The organism is Janthinobacterium sp. EB271-G4-7A (assembly GCF_020858075.1).
Lineage (GTDB): Bacteria > Pseudomonadota > Gammaproteobacteria > Burkholderiales > Burkholderiaceae_D > Janthinobacterium > Janthinobacterium lividum.
This window is the reverse complement of the sequence record NZ_JACYMI010000001.1, coordinates 1414272-1440014: the sequence shown is the minus strand read 5'-3', so window position 1 is coordinate 1440014 and position 25743 is coordinate 1414272. Positions and strand designations below refer to the sequence as shown.

The following is a 25743-nucleotide window of genomic DNA, read 5'->3' as shown; positions in this document are numbered from 1 at the left end:
TGCTTACAGGTCCAGCAGCAGGCGTGCAGGATCTTCCAGCGCTTCTTTCATCGCCACCAGGCCCAGGACGGCTTCGCGGCCGTCGATGATGCGGTGGTCGTAGGACATGGCCAGGTAGTTCATCGGACGTACCACGATCTGGCCGTTTTCCACGACAGCGCGGTCCTTGGTCGCATGCACGCCCAGGATGGCCGATTGTGGCGGGTTGATGATCGGGGTCGACAGCATGGAGCCGAAGGTACCGCCGTTCGAGATCGAGAACGTGCCGCCCGTCAGGTCGTCCAGGGTCAGCTTGCCTTCCTTGGCTTTCGCGCCGAATTCACCGATTTTTTTCTCGATGTCGGCGATCGACAGCTGGTCCGCGTTGCGGATGATAGGCACGACCAGGCCGCGCGGCGAACCGACAGCGATACCGATGTCGAAGTAGCCGTGGTAGACGATGTCGTTGCCGTCAACGGAGGCATTGATGATCGGGTACTTTTTCAGGGCGGCGACGGCGGCCTTGACGAAGAAGGACATGAAGCCCAGCTTGACGCCGTGCTCTTTCTCGAACTTGTCCTTGTACTTGTTGCGCAGGTCGATGACCGGCTGCATGTTCACTTCATTGAACGTGGTCAGGATGGCGTTCGTCGATTGCGATTGCAGCAGGCGCTCGGCGATACGTGCGCGCAGGCGGCTCATCGGCACGCGCTCTTCAGGGCGGTCGCCCAGGCTGGCGGCCGACGGCGTGGCAACTTGTTGCAGCGCTGGCTTGGCAGCGGCTGGCGCCAGTGGCGCGACAGCTGGCTTGGCGGAAGCGGCCAGGGCGTCGCCCTTGGTGACGCGGCCGTCTTTGCCGGAACCGGCGACGTCGCCAGCGGACAGGCCTTTTTCGGACAGGATCTTGGCGGCGGCAGGCATGGCGACATCGCCTTTGGTCGCAGCGGCTGGCGCCGTAGCGTTGGCGGTGTCTTGCGCTGCAGCAGCCAGGGCTGGCGCGGCAACGGCCGACACTTCCATCGGGCTGACCTTGGCCGAGCCGTCGGTGTCGATGATGGCGATGACTTCGCCGGCAACGACGGTAGCGCCGTTATCCTTGATGATCTGCACGATCACGCCAGCGGCAGGCGCCGGCAGTTCCAGCACCACTTTATCGGTTTCGATATCGATCATGTTTTCGTCGCGCGCAACTGGTTCGCCGACTTTCTTGTGCCATGCCAGCAGGGTCGCTTCTGCAACCGATTCCGACAACTGGGGAACTTTGACTTCGATTTGTGCCATGTAAAACTCCGTTTATTTTGTTATTGCGGCGCCGCCCCTGCGTAGCAAGGGCGGCGCTCCGTCACGATGTATGCGAACAGGCGCCATGCATGCGCATGGCACCCGCTATCCTGCCACTTACTTGGTCAGGATAAAACCCTTCAGCTTCGAGAATGCCGTTTCCAGCAGATCTTTTTGCTGGGCGTAGTGCTTGTCATAGTAACCGACAGCAGGCGACGCCGAAGCAGGACGGCCGGCGTAGGCCAGACGCTGACCCGATTCCAGGCCTTCGAAGATGTTGTGCTGGATCTGGAACCAGGCGCCCTGGTTTTGCGGCTCGTCCTGCGCCCAGACGACTTCGACCAGGTTCGGGAACTTCTTCAGTTCGGCAGCGAACGATTTGTGCGGGAACGGATACAGCTGTTCCAGGCGCACGATGGCCGTGTCGGTCTGGCCACGGGTCTTGCGTGCGTTGACCAGGTCGTAGTAGACCTTGCCCGAGCAGGCGACCACGCGCTTGACTTTCTTGGCGTCGATTTTGTCGTCGACTTCGCCGATGACAGTCTGGAAACCACCCTTGGCCAGGTCGGTCAGCGGCGAACCGGCATCCTTGTTGCGCAACAGCGACTTCGGCGTCAGGATGACCAGCGGCTTGCGGAACTGGCGCACCATCTGGCGGCGCAGCAAATGGAAGATCTGCGAAGCCGTCGTCGGCTGCACCACTTGCATGTTGTTGTCTGCGCACAGTTGCAGGAAGCGTTCCGGACGCGCGGACGAATGCTCAGGGCCCTGGCCTTCGTAACCGTGCGGCAGCATCATGACCAGGCCCGAAGCGCGGCCCCACTTCACTTCGCCGGAGCTGATGAATTGGTCGATCACCACTTGCGCGCCGTTGGCGAAGTCGCCGAACTGGGCTTCCCAGATCGTCAGGGTGTTCGGTTCAGCGGTCGAGTAGCCGTATTCGAAGGCCAGCACGGCTTCTTCGGACAGCACCGAGTCGATGACGGTGAACGGCGCCTGGTTGTCCGACACGTTTTGCAGCGGAATGTAGGTACCTGCATCCCAACGCTCGCGGTTCTGGTCATGCAAGACGGCGTGGCGGTGCACGAAGGTGCCGCGGCCGGCATCCTGGCCCGTCAGGCGGATGGCGTAGCCGGACGATACCAGCGATGCGTAGGCCAGGTGTTCGCCCATGCCCCAGTCCAGGTTCATTTCGCCACGGCCCATAGTGCCACGGTCGCCCAGTACTTTTTCCACCAGCGAGTGGACCTTGAAGTCTTCCGGCACGGTGGTGATGCGGGTGGCCAGGCGTTTCAGTTCCGTCATCGGCACGGCGGTATCGGCCGAATCGGTCCATTTCTTGTTCAGGAACGGCAGCCAGTCGACGGCGTACTTGTTCTTGAAGTTCGAGATGACCGGATCGACGGTATGCTTGCCGGCGTCCATGGCGTCGCGGAATGCGGCCACCATCTTGTCGCCGCCATCGGCAGGGATCACGCCTTGCGCTACCAGCTTGTCCGCGTACAGTTTGCGGGTGCCTGGATGCTGGCCGATCTTCTTGTACATCAGTGGCTGCGTCAGTGCCGGCGTATCCTGCTCGTTGTGGCCAAGCTTGCGGTAGCAGATGATGTCGAGGACGATGTCCTTCTTGAATTCCATGCGGTAGTCGAGCGCGATCTGCGTCGCCAGCACCACGGCTTCCGGATCATCGGCGTTGATGTGCAGGACCGGTGCTTCGATCATCTTGACGACGTCCGAGCAGTACAGGGTCGAGCGGGCATCGCGCGGATCCGAGGTGGTGAAACCGATCTGGTTGTTGATCACGATATGCACCGTGCCGCCGGTGTGGTAGCCACGGGTTTGCGCCAGATTCAGCGTTTCCATGACCACGCCCTGGCCGGCGAAAGCGGCATCGCCGTGCACCAGGATAGGCAGCACTTGCGCGCCCTGCGCGTCGCCGCGGCGATCCATGCGGGCCTTGACGGAACCTTCGACCACAGGGTTGACGATTTCCAGGTGCGACGGGTTGAACGCCAGCGACAGGTGGACCGGGCCGCCCGCGGTGGAGATGTCCGACGAGAAGCCTTGATGGTACTTCACGTCGCCGGCAGGCAGGTCGTCGCCATGCTTGCCTTCGAATTCTTCGAACAGTTCCTGCGGCGCCTTGCCCAGGGTGTTCACCAGCACGTTCAGGCGGCCGCGGTGGGCCATGCCGATAACGATTTCCTGCACGCCTTTTTCGCCGGCGCGCTGGATGGTTTCATCCATCGAGGCGATGAAGGTTTCGCCGCCTTCCAGGGAGAAGCGCTTCTGGCCCACGTAACGGGTGTGCAGATAGCGTTCCAGGCCTTCAGCCGCGGTCAGGCGGTCGAGGATGTGGATTTTTTTCTCTGGGGTGAAATTCGGGGTGGAGCGGATCGCTTCCAGTTTCTCTTGCAGCCAGCGCTTTTCGGCCGGGTCGGAGATGTACATGAATTCGGCGCCGATCGAACGCGTGTAGGTATCGCGCAGATAGTTCAGCAGATCGCGCAGGGTGGCGGTCTCGGGGCCAAAATAGGTATTGCTGATGTTGAACACGGTGTCCATGTCCGCGTCGGTGAAGCCGTAGAAGCTCGGTTCCAGTTCCGGGATCATCGGACGTTCCTGGCGTTGCAGCGGATCCAGGTTGGCCCAGTGCGAACCGAGGTAGCGGTAAGCGGCGATCAGCTGCGTGGCGGCGACGCGCTTGCGGCCCATCTCAGCATCGAAGGACGCGGTCACTGTGCGGATAGGACCTGCTTTTGCGCGCTCGGCGAACGAGGCGACGACGGAGGCATGCGCCACGTCAGGCTTGTTGGTGCCATCGACGGCAGGCACGTGCTGCATTGCGTCGAAGTAGGAACGCCAGTTATCGGGTACCGAGCCTGGATTGTTCAGATACGCCTCGTACAGGTCTTCCACGTACGGAGCATTCCCACCGAACAGGTAGGAGTTGGTCGTTAATTGCTGCATATATTGCTCACCTTTCTTCGCGCTTCGCGAGGAATTAGCGGGTTAATCTAACCTTCCGCGACACGGCCTGACCGGTTAGCGGATTGCACATCAAGTTGTGGGGAAGGGCTTTTTTATTGCACCAGCATTCTGCATACCGTCATTTAGAATAGCACGCGGTATTGTAACGCAACAACGCCTAGTTGAATTTTATTTGGCAAGCAAATGTAAGCTGTGTTGTTGATTTTCCCGGGCTTGCAAGCCTGTCACTGTTATGCTTACAACACATCGGCGGCCCTGCCGGCGTGCCGCTTGCGTCGAACTGGTCTGCCCGGCAACGGCGCCGCCGCGATGGCCGCCAACCAATCGGGATCACCGGCAAACCACTCCACCAGGAAGTCGAGCATGGTGCGCAGCAGGGGCGACATGTGCTGGCGCGAGGTGTAGACGCCGTAGATGCCCATGTCCTGCGGCTGGTACGCGGGCAAGAGCTCCACCAGCTGCCCGCTGGCGATCAGCGGCGTGGCCGAAAAGCGCGGCTGCATGGCGATGCCCGCCCCCGCCACCGTGGCCACCAGCAGGACCAGCGATTCATTCGCCGACAGGCGGCCGCTGACGGGGACAGTGAGCGCTTCCCCGTCATGCGTAAACTGCCACAGGCTCTTGCCGAAATACGTGTACGTCAGGCAGTTGTGCAGGGCCAGGTCTTGCGCCCGGCGCGGCGTGCCGTGCGCCGCCAGGTACGATGGTGCGGCGCACACCACCGAGGCGCAGCTGGCCAGCTGGCGCGCGATCAGGTTAGGCTCGAGCGCGTTGGTGATGCGGATCGCCAGGTCGATGCGCTGCTCCACCAGGTTGACGGCGCGGTTCTCCATCTGCAGGTCGACGGCGGCGCGCGGGTAGCGCCGCAGGTAAGCGGTTACTGCGCCAGCCAGCGCCGTCTGCGCCAGGGATTGCGAACAGGTGATGCGCAACAAGCCGTGCGGCGTATCGAGGCCCTCGGGCGAAGTGACGGCCATGGCGCCAGCCACTTCCAGCATCTGCCGGCAGCGCGCCAGGGTGGCCTCGCCCGCATCCGTCAGGCTCAGCCGGCGCGTGGTGCGATGCAACAGCCGCGCCCCCGCCCATTGCTCCATTTCGGCCAGGTAGCGCGTCACCATAGCGCGCGACATGTCGAGCGCTTCGCTGGCGGCCACCATGCTGCCACGCTCGGCGATGGCGACGAATACTTGTGCGGCGGTGATGCGGTCCATGCGGTACTCCCTTGATTCGTCCGATCCATGCAACTAAGTATTGCAATCTACCCTATTTCTCGCGCCTGGTCGAAAGGATAATATGCGACAAGAGCATCCAATGCAGAAAGAATAATATGTTTGCACGCGCCGCCCGCCCCTCCCGCACGCTGGAGACCTTCCGCCTGGATGTGCTGGGCCGCGCACCGTCCACTTCGCTGCTCCTGAGCGGCATGGCGGACGCCATCCTCGTCAACACCCAGTTCCTGCGCGGCGATGCGGCGCAGTTAGCGCACACCATCGCCGCCAGCGGCAAGCGCCTGACAACCATCTATATCAGCGCGGCCGAACCGCAAGCCTATTTCGGCCTGGGCGTGCTGCAGCAAGCCTTTCCGCAAGCGCGCATCCTCGCCAGCGGCGCCACGGTCGAGGCGATCCGCCGCCAGGCCGGCGCCAGAGTAGCCCACTGGGGCGGCATCCTCAAGCACAATGCGCCGCACCGCATCGTCATGCCCCAGCCCTATGAGGGCGACAGCCTGCAACTGGAAGGCCGGCACGTCGCCCTGCGCCACCTGGAAGCGGCCTTCAACTGACACGACGCAGGCCTGCCCTACAACGCCCCCAGGAAGCGCTCGTATTCTTGCGCGCTGCGCGCCAGCCGCTCGGCATAGCCCGTTTCCTTCGGCCCGTCTTCCGCGCCATAGAAGGCAAAGAAGCGGCGGTTGTCGGCGCCGATATACGCCAGGGTGACATCGAACGGCGCCAGCAGCTGCGCCAGGGTGACGTTCCACCTGCCTTCCGGCGTGAAATCCTCCTCGCGGATGCCGGCCGTGACGGCCAGCGCCACTTTACGGCCCCTGAAGGCATCGCCGCCCGTGCCGTAAGCCCAGCCATATGCCAGCACCTCGTCGAGCCACCGCTTCAGCAAGGGCGGGCAGTTGAACCAGTAGACGGGGAATTGCAGGACGACATTGGCGTGCGCCTCCACCAGCGCCTGCTCGCGCGCCACGTCGATGTTTCCATCCGGATAAGCCTGGTGCACGTCGTGGATGGTATAGCGGTCCGGATACTGCGCCAGTTCCTGCAGCCAGCGCTTGTTGGCGACCGACGTGTCGATGGAGGGATGGAAGACGATAACGAGGGTTTTCATCATGCTGCTTTCCTGAAAATGGATGGATGCACCAGCCCGCCTGCACAGGAAAGCAGGCAAGCCGGTACCCTGCCCCGTGGCACGCGGCATGTGGCCGCGCGCCTGCAGGGGCAAAAACAGCATAACCATGGCGAGTACTTTTCACAAGTACGCACATTTACCACTCATACAGTAAGAAAAGTAAGCTGCAAGGCCGTGAAAAGACGTTTGGCCATGCGCATCCGGATCAGGCTGGCTGGTGCCGTTCGCCCCACGCGCACAAGGTATGCAGCACGGGAATCAGCGAGGCGCCCTTGCTGGAAAGCGAATATTCCACCTTGGGCGGCACTTGCGGATATTCCTTGCGGACGATCAGCCCATCGGCCTCCAGCTCCTTCAGCACGACGCTGAGGGTCTTGAAGGCGATGCCACCGAGATGGCGCTTGAGTTCGTTATGCCGCAGCACGGTGTTTTCCGCCAGCGCATACAGGATCAGCATCTTGTATTTGCCGCCGATCAGCGACAAGGTATAACCAAATGCCGTATCGCCCAGGGCCACGCCGCTGGGCGCGCAGATTTCTTCATTCATCGCGTTGTACTTCCTGTTGAACCAGGATCCGAGCATAACAGCACGGCGGCCCTGGCTTGCATCGAACACGCACATAAAAAAACGGGCCGAAGCCCGTTTTTTGTTTGCTTGATACCGCTCTGGATTAACGCTTGTCCAGTGGCGGTACTTCGCGCGTGGTCGAACCGACAAACAGCTGGCGCGGACGGCCGATTTTTTGCTCTGGGTCGGCGATCATTTCGTTCCACTGGGCGATCCAGCCGATCGTACGGGCCATAGCGAAGATACCGGTGAACAGCGACACAGGGATGCCCAGCGCCGATTGCACAATGCCCGAGTAGAAGTCGACGTTCGGGTACAGTTTGCGCGACACGAAGTATTCGTCGTTCAGTGCAATCTTTTCCAGTTCCATCGCCAGCTTGAACAGCGGATCGTCTTGCAGACCCAGTTCTTGCAGCACTTCGTAGCAGGTTTCACGCATCAGCTTGGCGCGTGGATCGAAGTTCTTGTACACGCGGTGGCCAAAGCCCATCAGCTTGACGCCGGAGTTCTTGTCCTTGACTTGCTCGATGAAGGCAGGGATGTTCTCGACGGTGCCGATTTCCTTCAGCATGTTGAGTGCCGCTTCGTTGGCGCCGCCGTGGGCAGGACCCCACAGGCAGGCGATACCGGCAGCGATACAGGCGAACGGGTTGGCGCCCGACGAACCGGCCAGACGGACGGTCGATGTCGATGCGTTTTGCTCGTGGTCCGCGTGCAGGATCAGGATGCGGTCCAGGGCGCGCACCAGCACGTCGTTGACCTTGTACTCTTCGCACGGGTTGGCGAACATCATGTGCATGAAGTTGGCGCTGTACGACAGGTCGTTGCGTGGGTACACGAACGGCTGGCCGACCGAGTACTTGTAGGTCATGGCGACCAGGGTTGGCATCTTGGCGATCAGGCGGATGGCCGACACTTCGCGGTGACGCGGGTCGTTGATGTCCAGCGAGTCATGGTAGAACGATGCCAGCGCGCCGACGGTGCCCACCAGGACCGACATCGGATGCGCGTCGCGGCGGAAGCCACGGAAGAAGAATTGCATCTGTTCGTGCACCATCGTGTGCTTGGTGACGGTGTCGACGAACTTGGCTTTTTGCGCCGCGTTCGGCAATTCGCCGTTCAGCAGCAGGTAGCACGATTCCATGAAGTCGGCGTTGACGGCCAACTGTTCGATCGGGTAACCGCGGTACAGCAGCTCGCCCTTGTCGCCGTCGATGTAGGTGATCGACGAGTTGCAGGCGGCCGTCGACATAAAGCCTGGGTCGTAGGTGAACTTGCCGCTACCGGCGTACAGTTTGCGGATGTCGATGACGTCCGGGCCAACCGTGCCTTTGTAGATTGGAAATTCAAGCGATGGGCTGCCATCGGAGAACGACAGGGTAGCTTTTGTGTCAGAGATATTCATGGGCTCTTCCTTCTCGGGAGTGAGTCGAAATTAAAATCAAAAATTCTGGCTGCAATTCGCACCGCAATTCGGCAGTGCTACAGCGCGCCACTCGCACCGTTTGCAATATATCGCCCAGGCGTCTAGGCAATGCGCAGTCGTTGCAGCAGTGCGCGCACATGCGGCAGATCGACTTCGCCTTCCGGCTCTTTACGGGCCAGTACCAGATCCATTAACGCATTGTCCGATAAATCCAGCAAACGCGTCAGCGCGTCAACTTCTTCATCGGTCAATTCGGTTTCATACGCATCGAGAAAACGGGTCAGGATAATGTCGTTTTCCAGCAGGCCACGGCGTGAACGCCAGCGCAGGCGGGCGCGGTTGGCCGGGTCGGCCTGATGCGAGGACAAAATTGATTCTGTCATTTGGTTTACCACTTTACGTGTGCCTTGCGGCACGGTGCTGCTTTGCAGGCGCCGCCTGCAGGCAAGAGAGGATACCCTCTTCCCGCAAACGGCGCCCGGCGGACGCGATCAGGGGATCAGATCGCGCGGCGGACCATCAACTCCTTGATCTTGCCAATCGCCTTGTTCGGGTTCAACCCTTTCGGGCAGACGTCGACGCAGTTCATGATCGAATGGCAGCGGAACAGGCGGTACGGGTCTTCCAGGTTGTCCAGACGCGCACCGGTGGCTTCGTCGCGCGAATCGGCGATGAAGCGGTAGGCTTGCAGCAGGCCGGCCGGGCCGACGAACTTGTCCGGATTCCACCAGAACGACGGGCACGACGTGGAGCAGCATGCGCACAGGATGCACTCGTACAGGCCATCGAGTTCTTCGCGCTGTTCCGGCGACTGCAGGCGTTCTTTTTCAGGCGGGATCGAGTCGTTGATCAGGAAAGGCTTGATCGAATCGTACTGCTTGAAAAATTGCGTCATGTCGACGATCAGGTCGCGGATGACTGGCAAACCTGGCAACGGACGCAGCACGATAGGCTCCGACAGTTCGTTCAGGTTGGTGGTGCATGCCAGGCCGTTCTTGCCGTTGATGTTCATCGCGTCCGAACCGCACACGCCTTCGCGGCACGAGCGGCGCAGGGCCAGCGAGTCATCGACGTCCGACTTGATGCGCTGCAGTGCGTCGAGCAGCATCTTGTCGGTGTCTTTCAGTTCGACCGTCAGGTCTTGCATGTAAGGCTTGGCATCCTGGTCAGGATCGTAGCGGTAGATTTTGAATTTGAGAGTGCGTGCCATGTTCTGACCTTTAGAAAGTACGTGGTTTTGGCTTGAAGGTATCGACCGTCAGCGGTTTGGTCACGACTGGCTTGTATTCCAGGCGGTTGCCTTCCGAGTACCACAGCGTGTGCTTCATCCAGTTGTCGTCGTCGCGGGTCGGGTGATCATCCTGGGCGTGGGCGCCGCGCGATTCCTTGCGGGCTGCTGCCGAGACGATGGTCGCTTTCGCCGTTTCGATCAGGTTGTCCAGCTCCAGCGCTTCCACGCGGGCCGTGTTGAACACCATCGATTTATCCTTGAACGAGACGTGCTTGCGGCGCTCGTCAAGCTTCATGATTTCGATCACGCCCTGGTCCAGCATCGCGTCGGTACGGAACACGCCACAGTACTTCTGCATGGTGGCGCGAATCTCGTTCGCCACGCCCTGCACGGTTTCCGTGCCGGTCGAGTTTTCCAGGCGCGCCAGGCGGCCCATGGCGAAATCGGCGGCGTCGGCTGGCAAAGGCTTGTTTTCCTTGGCTTTCAGGCCGCTGTTGACGATGTGGTTACCGGCCGCGCGGCCGAAGACCACCAGGTCGAGCAGCGAGTTCGTGCCCAGGCGGTTGGCGCCGTGCACGGAGACGCAGGCGCATTCGCCGATCGCGTACAGGCCGTTGACGACTTTCGCCGAATTGTCCGGACCGGTCGGGGTGACGACCTGGCCGTGGATGTTCGTCGGAATGCCGCCCATCTGGTAGTGAATCGTCGGCACGACAGGAATCGGTTCCTTGGTGGCGTCGACGTTGGCGAACTTGTGGCCGATTTCCAGGATCGACGGCAGGCGCTTGGCGATGGTATCGGCGCCGATATGGCGCAGGTCCAGCATCACGTGGTCCTTGTTCGGACCGCAGCCGCGGCCTTCCTTGATTTCCTGGTCCATCGAACGCGAAACGAAGTCGCGCGGCGCCAGATCCTTCAAGGTTGGCGCATAGCGCTCCATGAAGCGCTCGCCTTCGCTATTGATCAGGATGCCGCCTTCGCCGCGCACGCCTTCGGTGATCAATACGCCCGCGCCGGCCACGCCGGTCGGGTGGAACTGCCAGAATTCCATGTCCTGCAGCGGCAGGCCGGCGCGTGCCGCCATGCCCATGCCGTCGCCGGTGTTGATGAAGGCATTGGTCGACGCGGCGAAGATACGGCCTGCGCCGCCCGTTGCCATGACCGTCGTTTTTGCTTCCAGGATCATGCATTCGCCGGTTTCCATTTCCAGCGCAACAACACCGATCACGTCGCCGTCGGCGTCACGGATCAGGTCGAGTGCCATCCATTCGACGAAGAAGTGCGTACGGGCGCGCACGTTGCGCTGGTACAGGGTGTGCAACAGGGCGTGACCGGTACGGTCGGCTGCCGCGCAAGCGCGCTGCACCGGCTTTTCGCCGAAGTGGGCCGTGTGGCCGCCGAAAGGACGCTGATAGATGGTGCCGTCAGGGTTGCGGTCGAATGGCATGCCGAAGTGTTCCAGCTCGTACACGACCTTCGGTGCTTCGCGGCACATGAATTCGATGGCATCCTGATCGCCCAGATAGTCGCCGCCCTTGACGGTGTCGAACATATGCCAGAACCAGTTGTCCTCGGCCATGTTGCCGAGCGACGCGCCGATACCGCCCTGCGCCGCAACGGTGTGCGAGCGGGTCGGGAAAACTTTCGACAGGACAGCGACGTTCAGACCGGCTTCAGCCAGCTGCAACGACGCGCGCATGCCGGAACCGCCGGCGCCAACGATTACCGCATCAAAGCGGCGGGTAGGGATTGCAGATTTATATGCTGCCACGATTACACACTCCAGAGTATCTGTACCGTCCAGCCGGCACAAGCGATCAACCACAGCATGGTGGCAATTTGCAGGGTCATGCGGAGGCCAACGCTTTTCACGTAGTCCATCCAGATATTGCGTACGCCGACCCATGCGTGGTAGAACAGGGCGACAAACGTCACCAGGCTGAATAATTTGAACCATTGCTGTGCAAACAATCCTGCCCAGCCTTCATAGCTGAAGTTGCTGCCGGTCAGGAAGGCGATCAGCAGGATGGCGACGTAGGCCACCATGACGAGGGCGGTGACGCGTTGCGCCAGCCAGTCGCGCAAGCCGTAATGGGCGCCGACGACGAGGCGTTTCGGTCCGATGTTATTGTTTGCCATTAAAATACTCCAAACAGTTTCAAAGCGACCAGAGCGGTCAGTACCAGGCTGATCACCAGAACGAACTTGGCGGTATTGCGCGCGGGCTCTTTCTCGGCGGCGACGTGCACGTCCATGAGCAAGTGGCGGATGCCGGCGCAGAAGTGATGCAGGAAGGCCCAGACCAGACCCAGCGTGATCAGCTTGACGAACCAGTGCGAGGCGATGCCCTGGAAGTAGGCGTAGGACATTTCGGAACGCAGGCTCAGTTCCAGCATGTACAGGATGCACGGCAGCAGGGCGAAAATGATGATGCCGCTGATACGATGCAGGATCGAGACGATGGCGCCGATCGCCATGCGGTAGTTCGACAATTCGGTAACATGGATGTTACGGAATTGCGGCCGTTCTTTTTTTGGTACTTCTCTTACGGCTTCAGACATAACAAAAACCTCCCCTTTGAATTTCAACTAAATATTGAAGCCGCGATTTTCGCCGATTTTCGCAACCGATACCAATATCTATTGTTACATATAACCAAAATGGTTTTTTACTACAAAATACCGCGCTACTTTCCGTAGTTCACGTAATTTAATTACAGAATCGCCGGCAAAACACGGCCCGCCGGGGCGGGCCATGCTGTCGCTGCGCTTTCCGTTGTCTCCGTTGCCCGCCTTGCGGCAGGCATCTTGCAAGCGATGCACTTCAGCCTTGCTGCTTGTTCGGACGCCCACGGGCGCCCCGCCGCTTCAGCTGAGTTCATTCTGATAATGATGGCGACTGGTCAGGTACAGGCCCCGGCGCAGTTCGACCGGCTTGTCGCCGTAGGTAAACGACACGCGCTCGGAACTGAGCAGGGGCGTGCCGAGGTCGATATTTAACAATTGCGCGGCGCCTGCGTCGGCGCACACGGCGCGGATCTGTTCGGACGCGCGTATCATGCGCGTGCCAAATTCCGTTTCAAACAGGCCGTACATGGGGCCCTTGTATTCCACCAGGCGTTCGGCCGTCAGACCCTTGAAGATCAGGCCGGGCAGCCACAGCTCTTCGACGATGGTCGGCACGCCGTCGAAATACTGCACGCGCTTGATGAAGATGACGGCGTCGCCGGACTTCAGGTCCATCAGGCGCGCCACGTCGGCTGGCGCGCGCACGCGCTTGACTTCGATAAACTTGCTTTCAGGATAATGCGGTACGCCTTCGTCCGGCACCAGGCGCAGGAAGCGGAAATGCGCGCGCGCCTCATGGTGGGTGGAAACGAAGGTGCCCTTGCCCTGGCGCCGCATGACGAGATTCTCGGCGGCCAGTTCATCGATGGCCTTGCGCACCGTGCCCTGGCTGACCTTGAAGCGCCCTGCCAGCTCGACTTCGCTGGGAATGAGCTCGCCGGGCTTCCATTCGCCCGATTGCAGGCTTTGCGTGATGAGCGCCTTGATCTGCTGGTACAGGGGACTGAAGGTGGGCGATGCAGTCGCGGCAGGCGCGGCCACGGCAGCAGTGGTATTCACGCTGGCAACAGGGGTGGCGGCAGTGCCGGCCGCTGCGGCAACGGGCGTGGCCGGGGTGCCCGCGGTCGGACTGACCGCCCCGCTTGCAGCAGTGGCATTGTTGGTCAGATTGGACGAGGCGGAATTCATAGTCCGACATTTCAACACAAATCACTGCCCGCGTCCAGTAAAAGACTCGTAGTTATCTGTCTTATATAAGACATAAGATATGATTGACAGATGCAGATCAGGGGCCTAAACTGCCCTCGATAAAACTTGTGAGCCAGCGTTTTATGTTGTCGGCCAGCCACTCTGGCCTCGTGCAGCACAAGCGTGACGGCAGCGTACACCAGCAATTCGGTGGCGCGGGCCGGTTTTGGTATCATTATAGTTTTTCCGGATAAGCGTAAGCCCAGCTTCAAGCCCGTTTTCTTTCCCATTTTTGGAGATTCATCATGGCTAAAACCCCAATGCGTGTTGCAGTGACCGGCGCCGCCGGCCAGATCGGCTACGCCCTGTTGTTCCGCATCGCCAATGGCGACATGCTCGGCAAAGACCAGCCTGTCATCTTGCAACTGCTTGAAATCCCGGACGAAAAAGCCCAGAAGGCGCTCAAGGGCGTGATGATGGAAATCGACGACTGCGCATTCCCGCTGCTGACGGAAATGACCGCCCACTCCGATCCGCTGACCGCATTCAAGGATGTCGACGTGGCCGTACTGGTTGGCGCGCGTCCGCGCGGCCCAGGCATGGAACGCAAGGACCTGCTGGAAGCGAACGCCCAGATCTTCACGGTGCAAGGCAAGGCGCTCGACGCCGTCGCTTCGCGCAATGTCAAAGTGCTGGTGGTCGGCAACCCTGCCAACACCAACGCCTACATCGCCATGAAATCGGCGCCATCGCTGCCAGCGAAAAACTTCACCGCCATGCTGCGCCTGGACCACAACCGCGCGCTGTCGCAAGTCGCTGCCAAGACCGGCACCGCCGTGAAAGACATCGAGAAGCTGACCGTCTGGGGCAACCACTCGCCAACGATGTACGCCGACTACCGCTTCGCCACCGTGAACGGCAAGGCTGTGAAAGACCTGATCAACGACCAGGAATGGAACGCCAACACCTTCCTGCCAACCGTCGGCAAGCGCGGCGCCGCCATCATCGAAGCGCGCGGCCTGTCGTCGGCAGCGTCGGCAGCGAACGCCGCCATCGACCACATCCATGACTGGATGCTGGGCACCGCCGGCAAGTGGACCACCATGGGCGTTCCTTCGGATGGCTCGTATGGCATTCCTGAAGGCACCGTGTTCGGATTCCCGGTCACCACCGACAACGGTGAGTACACCATCGTTCAAGGTCTGGAAATCGATGCATTCTCGCAAGAGCGCATCAACCTGACCCTGAAAGAACTGACCGAAGAGCGCGAAGGCGTGAAACACCTGCTGGCCTAAGTCCAGTTTTGGCGGCGCGGCAATGCGCCGCCCGCCAAAGAAGGCCGCCCTGCGAGATTCGCGGCGCGGCTGTTTTATCAAGTAGTTTTTACCTGCAGAAATGCCTTAAGCATGCACCCTTCCGAGGTTTTATTCCAAGGCAAACGCCAGCCGCTGTTGCTCGCCGCTTGCGACCACTACGCCGGCTCTGAAAAGCTGATGCGTAAATCGATTGCTTTGCAACAAGAGCTTGGTCCCCTGTTCGACATCACGTTCGACTGCGAAGACGGCGCCAGCGCCGGCAATGAAGAATCCCACGCTCTGATGATCGCGGGCCTGCTGGCCAGCGACGAGAACCAGTTCAACCGCATCGGCGTGCGCGTGCACGACGTCGACAGCCCGTTTTTCGCGCGCGACGTTGAAATCATCTGCACCGCCGCCTCGCGTCTGGCCTACATCGCCGTGCCCAAGGTGGGCGGCGTGCAGGATGCCATGCTGGCCATCGACCTGATCAACCTGCACGCGCGCCGCGCCGGCCGCGACAACCTGCCCGTGCACATCCTGATCGAGACGCATGGCGCGCTGCGCGACGCCTATGCGATCGCCGCCCTGCCCCAGGTCGAATGCCTGTCCTTCGGCATCATGGATTTCGTTTCGGCCCATTACGGCGCCATTCCCGCCGCCGCCATGCGCACGCCGGGCCAGTTCACGCACCCGCTGGTGGTGCGCGCCAAGCTGGAAGTGGCGGCCGCCTGCCATGCGCACGGCAAGGTGCCGTCGCACAACGTGACGACGGACGTGCGCGATTCGGCCGTGGTGGCCAACGATGCCCAGCGCGCAACAGCCGAGTTCGGCTACACGCGCATGTGGAGCATCCACCCGGACCAGATCAAGCCCATCATCAAGGCCTTCACGCCGCGCCTGTCCGAAGTCAACGAGGCCAGCAACATCCTGAATGAAGCGCTGCGCGCCAATTGGGGACCGATTGCGCAAAATGGCCGCTTGCACGACCGCGCCAGCTACCGATATTATTGGACCGTTTTGCAACGCGCCAAACTGGCAGGCCTCGGCCTGCCCGAGGCGGCCGCCGCATTACTCAACGCCCCCTCTTCCAGCACCACTGAAAACTGACAGGAATTACACGATGTCCCTCTCCAAATTAGCAATTGCCTGCAGCGTCGCGCTGGGCGCCATGACCCTCACGCTGGCGCCAGCCAGCTTCGCCGCCACGGATACCAAGGAAGCGGCAAACGCCAAGGCGGTCAAAGCCAAGGCCAAGCCGAAAGCCAAGGCCACCAAGGCAAAGGCTGCCGCCAAGGAAGCGCATCCGCTGGCCATGTCCATGGTCGACAAAGAAGAGTCCGACGAGCCGGACACCGCGGGTTCGGCCTCCACCGATTTCAATTGTGAACTTGGTAATAAAATTACCATCTACACCAATGCTACTGACGACAAACACATCGCCCTGCGCTGGAAGAAGCGCCTGCACCGCCTGAGCCGCGTTGGCACCACCACCGGCGCCAACCGCTTCGAGAACCGTTTATACGGTCTCGTCTGGATCGGCATCCCGGCCAAAGGCATGCTGCTCGATTCCAAGCAGGGCCGCCAGCTGGCCAATGAATGCAAGGATGCAGAGCAAGCCAAGCCGGCGGCAGTGGTGGAAGCCGCGCCATCGCTGGGCGTGCTGCCGGCCACCGGCGGCTGATGTGCGTAGCAAGGGCCTCTTCGGGGGCTCAGTCATGTTTTGTAATTTGAATAATCAATAAATAGACGATACCCAACAAGGAGAGGTCATGTCCCGCAACACTCTGAACACGCTCAAGGACTTTAATATTTCGGATAGCAAGAAGGGCAAGCTGTACTCCCTGCCTGCACTGGAAAAAAGCCTGGGCATCAATGTCTCCCGCCTGCCAGTGTCGATTCGCATCGTGCTCGAATCGGTATTGCGCAACTGCGACGGCAAAAAAGTCACCGAAGAACACGTCAAGCAATTGGCGAGCTGGGGCCCGACCGCCGAGCGCACCGACGAGATCCCGTTCGTAGTGGCGCGCGTCGTGCTGCAAGACTTCACCGGCGTACCGCTGCTGGCCGACCTGGCAGCCATGCGCAACGTGGCCGCCAAGATGGGCATCAATGCCAAGAAGATCGAACCGCTGGTACCAGTCGACCTGGTGGTCGACCACTCGGTGACCATCGATCACTACCGCGAAAAGAAAGCGCTGGACCTGAACATGAAACTGGAATTCTCGCGTAACAACGAGCGCTACCAGTTCATGAAATGGGGCATGCAGGCATTCGACACCTTCGGCGTCGTGCCACCAGGCTTCGGCATCGTCCACCAGGTCAACCTGGAATACCTGGCGCGCGGCGTGCACCACGCAGGCAAGAAAGCCGGCGACGTGTACTACCCTGACACCCTGGTCGGCACCGACTCGCACACCACCATGATCAACGGCATCGGCGTGGTCGGCTGGGGCGTGGGCGGCATCGAGGCGGAAGCCGGCATGCTGGGCCAACCGGTCTACTTCCTGACGCCTGACGTCATCGGCGTGAACCTGTCGGGCGCGCTGCGCGAAGGCTGCACCGCAACCGACCTGGTACTGACCATCACCGAATTGCTGCGCAAAGAAAAAGTCGTCGGCAAGTTCGTCGAATTCTTCGGCGAAGGCACCGAGTCGCTGACCCTGACCGACCGCGCGACGATCGCCAACATGGCACCGGAATACGGCGCCACCATGGGCTTCTTCCCGGTCGACGAAGCCACCATCGATTACTTCAAGGGCACCGGCCGCAGCAAGGCTGAAATCGCCGCGTTCGAAGGCTACTTCAAGGCGCAAAACCTGTTCGGCGTGCCAAAAGCCGGCGAGATCGACTACACCCGCGTGGTGGAACTGAACCTGGCCACGGTCGCTCCGTCGCTGGCCGGCCCGAAGCGCCCGCAAGACCGTATCGAAATCGGCAACGTCAAGGCGAACTTCGCCGAACTGTTCGCCAAGCCAACCACGGAAAACGGCTTCAACAAGAACCCGGCCGACCTGGCTGCCGTGTACGAAACGACGAACGGCGTGAAAGTGTCGAACGGCGACGTGCTGATCGCCGCGATCACCTCGTGCACCAACACCTCGAACCCGAGCGTGATGCTGGCTGCCGGCCTGCTGGCCAAGAAAGCCGTGGAAGCCGGCCTGAAAGTCGCTCCGCACATCAAGACCTCGCTGGCCCCCGGCTCGCGCGTCGTGACCGAGTACCTGACCGCTGCCGGCCTGCTGCCATACCTGGAAAAACTGGGCTTCGGCGTGACCGCCTACGGCTGCACCACCTGTATCGGCAATGCGGGCGACCTGACGCCTGAGCTGAACGCCGCCATCGCCACGCACGACATCGTCGCGTCGGCCGTACTGTCGGGCAACCGCAACTTCGAAGCGCGTATTCACCCGAACATCCGCTCGAACTTCCTGGCTTCGCCACCGCTGGTCGTCGCTTACGCCATCGCCGGCAACATGACGCGCGACCTGATGACGGAACCTGTCGGCAAGGGCAAGGGCGGCAAGGATATCTACCTGGGCGACATCTGGCCGACCTCGGCTGAAGTCTCGGCCATGATGAAATTCGCCATGAACGCCAAGGTGTTCAAGGACAACTACGCCGACGTCAAGGGCGCACCAGGCAAGCTGTGGGAAAAAGTCACGACCGTGTCCGGTCAAGTCTACAACTGGCCGAAATCGACCTACATCGCGGAACCACCGTTCTTCGACAACTTCTCGATGACGCCAGCGGCAGTGGCCACCGGCATCGAAGGCGCGCGCGCACTGGGCGTGTTCGGCGATTCCATCACCACGGACCACATCTCGCCAGCCGGCTCGATCCAGGAAAACGGTCCTGCAGGCAAGTGGCTGAAGGAAAACGGCGTCCTGAAAGCGGACTTCAACTCCTACGGCTCGCGTCGCGGCAACCATGAAATCATGATGCGCGGCACGTTCGCCAACGTGCGTATCAAAAACCGCATGATCCCTGCCAAGGCGGACGGTTCGGCGGTCGAAGGCGGCATCACGATTCACCAGCCTTCCGGCGAACAGATGTCGATCTACGACGCAGCGATGAAATATGTTGCTGAAGGCACGCCAACCATGGTCTTCGGCGGCGAAGAGTACGGTACGGGCTCGTCGCGCGACTGGGCGGCAAAAGGTACGCAACTGCTGGGCGTGAAAGCCGTGATCACCCGTTCGTTCGAGCGTATTCACCGCTCGAACCTGGTGGGCATGGGCGTGTTGCCGCTGCAATTCATCGGCGACGACAGCGTGCAAACCCTGGGCATCACCGGCAATGAAACCTTCGACCTGAAAGGCCTCGAAGGCGAAATCAAGCCACAGCAACTGGCCACCCTGGTGATCCACCGCGCCGACGGCACCAGCGTCGACGTAAAAGTGCTGCTGCGCATCGATACGCCGATCGAAGTCGATTACTACAAGCATGGCGGTATCCTGCCATTCGTGTTGCGTCAACTGCTGGCCGAGTAATCAGCCCAGCTGTGAGGTAAGATAAAAGCGCCGGTTCCGACCGGCGCTTTTTTTCGTCCCTGCGCCCCGTTCCGACTTGAAATTCCGACTATTGGCATGATCTGAGGATAGCTTACGTATTGCGTGCGGCTGAATCCTCTACAATACGGTTATAAGGGTTTATCATTGTTTGACTGATCCATTTTTTTCACTTTCCGAGACTCTTATCCCGCCATGCGTCGTCCTTCCAAAGATTCATCCCATAAACTGACTGCCGACAGCCAGCGCCTGGTCACCTTTGCCCAGGCGATCGTGCAGGCAGCCAGCCGTCTCGAAGAGCGGTCCTGGGAACACAGCCTGGATACGCAGCTCCAGAAATTACTCAAAACCGGCCACCAGGACACCATCGACAACACCCTGGGCAGCCTGTTCAAGGAAGACTTGAACGCCTACGACGTGCTGATGGACTGCGTTGAAGCCGTCAGCGAATCGACCGTCGTCGTACATGACGACGTGCGCTACGACGCCCTGCTGGTCGCCGTACCCATCCTCGCGTGGACGCGCTTTTCCATCGCCTCCGGTCCCATGGCCGGCGACGCGCACGGCGTGCTGTCGGCGCATTTCGCCGCCCACCTGCTGGCCGACGGCACGAAGATGGCCATGGCGCCCACCCTGTATTCGATCGACCAGCTGCCGCGCAGCCACGTCGAGACCTATGCCAAGACGCAGAAGCTGGCACTGGCCGCCCTGAAAGGCACGGCCGTCAAGCCGTCGGCCAAAGAGGCGGAAACGGCGCCCTTCCTGGCCGACACGCGCTACCTGCTGGTGGCCGTGGTGGCCCCTGCTGGCGCACCGCTGTTCCGCTGGCAGACGCCGGCCAGCCAGCTCGACTTCATCGCCGAGCGCAGCGCCGCCCTGGAACAATGGCGCACGCAGGCCACGCCGACGATTGCCCGGCTGCTGCCCGGCTGCGGCCTGGAATTGCTGCTGCCGGAAGCGTATTACGTGGCCTGCCGCGAAGCGGACAAGCTGATCCGTCCCGTCTCCGTGCGCGCCGCCGTGCACTACCTGACGCATACGCTGGCCATCGAGCCGTCGGAACTGCGCGCCGTGATCGCCGGTTTCGGCGAGGAAGCGGCCGATGGCCAGGTGGACGAGTACCGCATCGCCTTCACCCTGCGCCAGGCGCCGGACGTGATCTACGGCATCGTCTGGCCTTTATATGGCCAGGAAGACGAGGATGGCACGCCGATCGAAGGCCTGATCCAGGTGGGCATCGCCGCGCTGGACAAGCAAAAGACGCCCGTCGATGAAATCATCGAGCACCTGAACGCCGCCGGCGTGACGCAGATCAAGCGCCACGCGGAACGTTTTGTCGGTGAATACTGCGACGATTGCGGCGCGCCCCTGTTTGCCGATCCCGTGGGCGAACTGGCGCATGCGGAAATGCCGGAAGATACGCCGCAAGGCACGGAACACTTCCATTGATGCTGTAACGGTGTTGTCGGATTACGCGCTGCGCGCTAATCCGACCTACGCTGCTGGCATAGGCCGTAGGTCGGATTAGCCGGTACGGCGTAATCCGACCATACCCCTGATGCAAAAAAAGGCGGAACCGAGGTTCCGCCTTTTTCATTTCAACAAGCTTTTTGACGCCTCGTCACCACTGCGAAAACGGGTGGCGGATCAGATTCGCGTTGTAGTAGCGCGCGTCGCCCGACACTTCCGCGCCGACCCAGTCGGGCTTCTCGAACGGCTGGTCTTCCGAGGCCAGTTCGATCTCGGCCACCACCAGGCCCGCATTCGCGCCCAGGAACTCGTCGATTTCCCACACCATGCCGGCATGTTCGATACGATGGCGGACCTTTTCGATCAGCGGCTGTTCGCACAGGCCGTCGAGCAGTTCGGCCGCGTCGGCCAGCGGAATCGGATACTCCCACTCGCCGCGCGTCGCGCCCACGTTCGCGCCCTTGATGGTCAGCATCGCCTGCTCGCCTTCGATGCGCACGCGCACCACGCGCTCGCGCGCGGACGACAGATAGCCCTGGCGCAACAGGACCGCCTGGCCCAAGCCGCGCCAGGCGTCGCCGGCAAGCAAAAATTTACGCTCGATCTCGATACCCATGAACAACGCCGTTCAATCCAGCGACAGCAGGATAGGCTGCAGCATGGCCGCGCCCAGGGCCGCGCTGCGCGCGCCGTTCCAGCCGACGGCCGGATCCGGCAAGTCGGCGTTTTCCTTGAATGGCATTTCCAGCGTCAGCGCCAGGCAACCGAAGTGGTGGCCGATGTATTTCGACGCCAGGGTCAGCATGTCCGATTTGTACTTGCTGGCCGCATAGCCGAACTTGTCCTGGAAGTCGGGGCTGGCCTGCTTGTAGCGCTCGATGAAGGCCTTCTGGTGCGCCGCTTGCGCCGGCGTGAAGTTTTCCAGCATTTCATTGCCGGCCACAAAGTTGTACGGCAGCGCTTCGTCGCCGTGGATGTCGAAAAACATGTCGACGCCCGTTTCATGGATCTTGTTTTTCACGCACAGCACTTCCGGGCTCGATTCCAGCGAAGGCGTCATCCATTCGCGGTTCAGGTTGGCGCCTGCCGCATTCGTGCGCAGGTTGCCGCGGATGGAACCGTCCGGGTTCATGTTCGGCACGATGTGGAACACGGCGCGCTGCAGCAGTTTGCGCGCGATCGGGTTGGCGTCGTCCAGCAGCGAGTCGATCAAGCCTTCGACGAACCATTCGGCCATCGATTCGCCCGGATGCTGGCGCGCGATGACCCAGATCTTCTTTTCCGCCTGCGGATTGCCGATGGTCACCATGTTCATGTCGCGGCCGTCGACCGTGCTGCCCAGGTCGGATACGCGCGCCAGCGGATGCTCGGCCACTTCGCCCAGCAGGCGCAGATGGCGCTCCCACGAATACGGCTCGAAATACGCGTAATACACGCTGTCGAGTTCCGGCGTGTGCGAGATCGTCATGACCTGGCCATCGAACGAGGTCGGCACGCGGAACCAGTTTTCGCTGTCGTAGCTGGCCACGGCCTGGTAGTCTTCGTAGCCGGCCGGATAGGTGGCCTGGCCCGCGTTCAGGAAACGCATCGTGCATGCCTGGCCACGCGCGCCCTGCAGGCGGAAGTGGAACCACTGGTGGATGTCCGCGTGACTATCCTTGCGCAAGTTCAGGTCGATGGCGCCGGCACTGGTGGCGCTCACCACGTCGATGGCGCCCGAGTCGAAGTTCTGGCTGATTTTAATGGTCATGTAATGATCCCGTCCGAATGTAAGTGTTCCGGCGTTGCCTCGTGGGCTGGCGCCGTTGCGCTAAACGCAGTGTAAGCTATCCCGCTATTTTCCGCCCTTTGGGCCCGTTCGCAAAGCCTGGCCAGGCGATTTATGCACCAATCCGGGGCATCGATGGAAAAGTGACGGGCAAAAGCGCGAAAAATCGGTCAGCTGTTGCATCTACCGGACAAAAAACTGATTTGTAACAGCCGCTGACACATTGGCGCTCAATCGCCCCCCTATAATTCTTGCTTTCATAGAGTCGCCAGGAAAGAGTCGTGGACAAGAAGTTAACTAATATCCAGGAAAGAAAGTTACGCGAGGCTCAGGCGCGGCGCGAGCACATCATCGACGTCGTCAAAGATCTCATCAAGAAAGGAGGCGCGCGCGCCGTCTCCATCCGCAAGGTAGCCGAGGCGGCCGGCTTTTCCACCACCGTCGTGTACGCCCTGTTCCGCGATAAGGCCACCCTGATCGCACAGGCCATGGACAAGGACTTGCTGGAACTGGTGCGCGCCATGCGCACGGCCTGCGCCGCCAGCACTGAGCCTTGGGAACGCATCCGCCTGGTCGGCCGCGCCTACATCGAGTACGGCTTCCAGCATCCCGACGAATATTCGCTGATCTTCATGGAGCTGCGTCCGCATGCGGAGCTCGACGCCGTCGAAGTCGAACACGGCAATATCGAGCAGGATCCGTACGCCTATGCGCTGCACCTGTTCGGCGAACTGGCGCAGGCGGGCCTGGTGCGCCAGGACGAGCCGGCGCTGCACACGATGACGCAAATCTTCTGGCAATCGCTGCACGGCCTCGTCTCGCTGCGCATCGTCATGGATGCGGGCGACCCATGGACGCCGCACCCGGAAATGAACGCGCATATCGACGACTTGCTGGCCGTCGTCACGGCAGGCATCCGTTTACGCTTTGCACCGGCTTCCTGACGTTTGATCCAGCGCAAACCGTCCCGACAGAAAAGGCGGACAGTGGAGTGAAGCCGCCTGCGCTGGTGCAGCGCGGCTCGCGCGAAGGAGGGCGAGATGAACGAAGCCTATGCCACGGACCAGCTTGACAAACAGCAAGGCCCGCACAATGCTGTACGCATGGAAGCGCGCCTGACAAAACTGGAAACGGACCGGGAACATGACCGGCTATGGTTCAAGACCCTGGAACAGCGTCTTGGCGACGGCCTCGACAATGTACGTACGGAGTTGCGCGACGAATCGCAGTTGCTGCGCGCCGACCTGACGCAGTTTCGCGGCGACTTGCGCGGCGACTGCCACGCCTTGCGCACGGAACTGGGCGACATCCGCAAGCACATGCACACCCACTTCCTGTGGTTCATGGGGATACAGGCCACCACCACGTTTGCCCTGCTGGGCTTGGGCGCCAAGGCGCTGCATATGTACTGAGGAAAAACAAAAAGGCAGGCGCGGTGTCGCACCGCCCTGCCCTGCCTGTCCTGAGGTTAGCGAAGCCTGCTACGCTGCCAGCATGCTCTGCGTTTCCTGGTAGCGCACATGCCACGACAACGCCTGCTCCAGGATGTGCGGCGTATGGCCGCCGCGCTGGCATGCCGCGTCATAATAAGCACGCAGTTGCGCGCGGTAATCGGGATGCGTGCAGCGCTCGATGATCAGCGGCGCCCGTTCGCGCGGCGCCAGTCCGCGCAAGTCCGCAAAACCCCACTCCGTCACCAGCACGTCGACGTCATGCTCCGTATGGTCGACATGCGAGACCATCGGCACGACGCTGGAAATGCGCCCGCCCTTGGCCGCCGATTTCGACACGAACATCGACACTTGCCCATTGCGCGCAAAGTCGCCAGAGCCGCCGATGCCGTTCATCATGTGCGTGCCGCACACATGCGTGGAATTGACGTTGCCGTAGATATCGAACTCGAGCGCCGTATTCAGGGCGATGATGCCCAGGCGGCGCACGATCTCGGGATGGTTGCTGATCTCTTGCGGGCGCAGCACGATTTTCGAGCGGTAATGGTCGATATTGTCCATCAGCTTCTGGTGCACGGCGGCCGACAGGGTGATCGACGAGGCCGAGGCAAACGCCAGCTGGCCCGAATCGAGCAGCTCGATGGCGCTGTCCTGCAGCACTTCCGAATACATCGTCATGTTCTGGAAGGGCGAGCCGATCAGGCCATGCAGCACGGCGTTGGCGATGGTGCCGATGCCCGCCTGCAGGGGCAGCAGTTCCGGGCCCATGCGCCCGGCCGCCACTTCGCCTTCGAGAAAAGCGATCACGTGGCTGGCGATGGCTTGCGTTTCCGCGTCGGGCGGCAAGGCGTTCGACGGGCTGTCGGGGCTGTCCGTGATGACGATGGCGGCGATGCGGGCCGGGTCGATGGCGATGGCCGTGCTGCCCAGGCGCTGGTCGACGCGCGTGAGCGGTATCGGCTCGCGGCCCGGCAAGGTTTGCGGTATATAAATGTCATGCAAGCCTTCCAGCGCCAGCGGCGTGGACAGGTTGATTTCGATGATCACTTGCGTGGCCTGCTGGGCAAACGCGGCGGAGTTGCCCACCGACATGGTCGGGATGATGGCGCCGGCGGCCGTGATGGCCGTCGCTTCGATGACGGCGATGTCGACGGCGGCCAGGTTGCCCGAACGCAGCTGCTCGGCCGTTTCCGACAGGTGCTGGTCGATGAACATGACTTCACCGTTGTTGATCTTGCCGCGCAAGACGGGGTCGACCTGGAACGGCATGCGGCGCGCCAGCACGCCCGCCTCGGCCATCAGGCCGTCGCTGCCATTGCCCAGCGAAGCGCCCGTGATCAGGGTCAGGCTCAATGGATCTTGCAGGGCGCGTTCGGCCAGCGCGCGCGGCAAGGCCTTGGCGTCGCCGGCACGGGTAAAGCCGCTCATGCCGACACGCATGCCGTTGTGGAACAATTTGGCTGCCTCATCGGCGCTCATGATTTTGCTGAGCAAGCCTGGGTGGCGGATACGGTCCTCGTACATCGTGATGCTCCTGATATTCTTAATATTCTCAAACTGGATGGCTGTCATACACCAGCCCCATAAGTGGTTTCAGTATAAAATCCTGTCCACATGCATGGCATGAATTAATTTCGTCACATCCAGTCGATATTT

General features: G+C 61.1%; 23 protein-coding genes. 8 read left to right on the top strand and 15 right to left on the bottom strand.

The genetic code is table 11. The features are described from left to right. Window positions 1-3: 3 nt before the first annotated feature. The 3 genes from odhB to IGS58_RS06465 all read right to left on the bottom strand — a co-directional run bounded on the left by odhB (window position 4) and on the right by IGS58_RS06465 (window position 5462). Complete coding sequence (gene odhB, locus IGS58_RS06475) at window positions 4-1260, bottom strand: 2-oxoglutarate dehydrogenase complex dihydrolipoyllysine-residue succinyltransferase (protein WP_034789085.1); 1257 nt, start codon at window positions 1258-1260, stop codon at window positions 4-6. A gap of 117 nt (window positions 1261-1377) precedes the next feature. Beyond that, window positions 1378-4230: a 2-oxoglutarate dehydrogenase E1 component gene (locus IGS58_RS06470; protein ID WP_034789088.1), complete on the bottom strand. Its 2853-nt coding sequence runs from the start codon at window positions 4228-4230 to the stop codon at window positions 1378-1380. 257 nt (window positions 4231-4487) lie between these two features. Next, the gene (locus IGS58_RS06465; protein ID WP_230520904.1) at window positions 4488-5462 is read right to left on the bottom strand and encodes a LysR family transcriptional regulator; all 975 of its coding nucleotides are present in this window, start codon (window positions 5460-5462) and stop codon (window positions 4488-4490) included. Between the two features lie 116 nt (window positions 5463-5578). Here IGS58_RS06465 and IGS58_RS06460 point away from each other — a divergent pair, with 116 nt between their 5' ends. Further along, window positions 5579-6034, top strand: coding sequence for a hypothetical protein (locus IGS58_RS06460; RefSeq protein ID WP_070254085.1), 456 nt, complete (start codon window positions 5579-5581; stop codon window positions 6032-6034). Window positions 6035-6051: 17 nt separating this feature from the next. Here the strand turns inward: IGS58_RS06460 and IGS58_RS06455 are convergent, their stop codons facing one another. From IGS58_RS06455 to IGS58_RS06415, 9 genes are all read right to left on the bottom strand, one after another. Beyond that, on the bottom strand, window positions 6052-6594 hold the full coding sequence (locus IGS58_RS06455) for an NAD(P)H-dependent oxidoreductase (protein WP_230520903.1): 543 nt from the start codon (window positions 6592-6594) through the stop codon (window positions 6052-6054). A gap of 223 nt (window positions 6595-6817) precedes the next feature. Beyond that, a complete protein-coding gene (locus tag IGS58_RS06450; RefSeq protein ID WP_070254087.1) occupies window positions 6818-7159 on the bottom strand; it encodes a winged helix-turn-helix transcriptional regulator in 342 nt (113 codons plus the stop codon). 124 nt (window positions 7160-7283) lie between these two features. After that, window positions 7284-8585 carry a citrate synthase gene (gene gltA, locus IGS58_RS06445; RefSeq protein WP_034789096.1) on the bottom strand — a complete coding sequence of 434 codons (1302 nt, stop codon included), beginning with the start codon at window positions 8583-8585 and terminating at the stop codon, window positions 7284-7286. Between the two features lie 122 nt (window positions 8586-8707). Further along, entirely contained in the window at window positions 8708-8989 is a 282-nt protein-coding gene (locus tag IGS58_RS06440; protein ID WP_034752073.1) for an FAD assembly factor SdhE, read from the bottom strand. A gap of 116 nt (window positions 8990-9105) precedes the next feature. After that, window positions 9106-9816 carry a succinate dehydrogenase iron-sulfur subunit gene (locus tag IGS58_RS06435; protein WP_034789099.1) on the bottom strand — a complete coding sequence of 237 codons (711 nt, stop codon included), beginning with the start codon at window positions 9814-9816 and terminating at the stop codon, window positions 9106-9108. Between the two features lie 10 nt (window positions 9817-9826). Beyond that, a complete protein-coding gene (gene sdhA, locus IGS58_RS06430; protein ID WP_034789101.1) occupies window positions 9827-11608 on the bottom strand; it encodes a succinate dehydrogenase flavoprotein subunit in 1782 nt (593 codons plus the stop codon). Between the two features lie 2 nt (window positions 11609-11610). Further along, the gene (sdhD, locus tag IGS58_RS06425) at window positions 11611-11976 is read right to left on the bottom strand and encodes a succinate dehydrogenase, hydrophobic membrane anchor protein (RefSeq protein ID WP_034789102.1); all 366 of its coding nucleotides are present in this window, start codon (window positions 11974-11976) and stop codon (window positions 11611-11613) included. Beyond that, window positions 11976-12398 carry a succinate dehydrogenase, cytochrome b556 subunit gene (sdhC, locus tag IGS58_RS06420; protein ID WP_034789105.1) on the bottom strand — a complete coding sequence of 141 codons (423 nt, stop codon included), beginning with the start codon at window positions 12396-12398 and terminating at the stop codon, window positions 11976-11978. Before sdhC ends, sdhD begins: the two co-directional genes overlap by 1 nt. A 306-nt stretch (window positions 12399-12704) precedes the next feature. Further along, on the bottom strand, window positions 12705-13592 hold the full coding sequence (locus IGS58_RS06415) for a GntR family transcriptional regulator (RefSeq protein WP_081345455.1): 888 nt from the start codon (window positions 13590-13592) through the stop codon (window positions 12705-12707). A 305-nt stretch (window positions 13593-13897) separates the two neighbouring features. Here IGS58_RS06415 and IGS58_RS06410 point away from each other — a divergent pair, with 305 nt between their 5' ends. The 5 genes from IGS58_RS06410 (at window position 13898) to IGS58_RS06390 (ending at window position 20847) form a co-directional block, all read left to right on the top strand. Then, complete coding sequence (locus IGS58_RS06410; protein ID WP_034789110.1) at window positions 13898-14887, top strand: malate dehydrogenase; 990 nt, start codon at window positions 13898-13900, stop codon at window positions 14885-14887. A gap of 111 nt (window positions 14888-14998) precedes the next feature. Beyond that, window positions 14999-15997, top strand: a complete 999-nt coding sequence (locus IGS58_RS06405; RefSeq protein ID WP_034789112.1) for an HpcH/HpaI aldolase/citrate lyase family protein — start codon at window positions 14999-15001, stop codon at window positions 15995-15997. 13 nt (window positions 15998-16010) lie between these two features. Then, window positions 16011-16571: a hypothetical protein gene (locus tag IGS58_RS06400; RefSeq protein ID WP_034789113.1), complete on the top strand. Its 561-nt coding sequence runs from the start codon at window positions 16011-16013 to the stop codon at window positions 16569-16571. Window positions 16572-16659: 88 nt separating this feature from the next. Beyond that, entirely contained in the window at window positions 16660-19380 is a 2721-nt protein-coding gene (gene acnA, locus IGS58_RS06395) for an aconitate hydratase AcnA (protein ID WP_070254090.1), read from the top strand. Between the two features lie 213 nt (window positions 19381-19593). Next, a complete protein-coding gene (locus IGS58_RS06390) occupies window positions 19594-20847 on the top strand; it encodes a DUF2863 family protein (protein WP_070254091.1) in 1254 nt (417 codons plus the stop codon). 172 nt (window positions 20848-21019) lie between these two features. On the opposite strand, the gene IGS58_RS06385 is transcribed toward IGS58_RS06390, so the two are convergent. Next, window positions 21020-21484: a CYTH domain-containing protein gene (locus tag IGS58_RS06385; protein ID WP_230520902.1), complete on the bottom strand. Its 465-nt coding sequence runs from the start codon at window positions 21482-21484 to the stop codon at window positions 21020-21022. Between the two features lie 12 nt (window positions 21485-21496). Beyond that, a complete protein-coding gene (locus IGS58_RS06380) occupies window positions 21497-22618 on the bottom strand; it encodes a M14 family metallopeptidase (RefSeq protein WP_034789119.1) in 1122 nt (373 codons plus the stop codon). 299 nt (window positions 22619-22917) lie between these two features. Between IGS58_RS06380 and IGS58_RS29140 the strand changes: the two genes are divergently transcribed. Beyond that, the gene (locus tag IGS58_RS29140; RefSeq protein ID WP_070282084.1) at window positions 22918-23580 is read left to right on the top strand and encodes a TetR/AcrR family transcriptional regulator; all 663 of its coding nucleotides are present in this window, start codon (window positions 22918-22920) and stop codon (window positions 23578-23580) included. Window positions 23581-23676: 96 nt separating this feature from the next. Then, a complete protein-coding gene (locus IGS58_RS06370) occupies window positions 23677-24048 on the top strand; it encodes a hypothetical protein (RefSeq protein WP_034789122.1) in 372 nt (123 codons plus the stop codon). A 69-nt stretch (window positions 24049-24117) separates the two neighbouring features. Here IGS58_RS06370 and IGS58_RS06365 read toward each other — a convergent pair whose 3' ends face one another. Continuing rightward, the gene (locus IGS58_RS06365; protein WP_230520901.1) at window positions 24118-25611 is read right to left on the bottom strand and encodes a succinate CoA transferase; all 1494 of its coding nucleotides are present in this window, start codon (window positions 25609-25611) and stop codon (window positions 24118-24120) included. Between the last annotated feature and the right edge of the window lie 132 nt (window positions 25612-25743).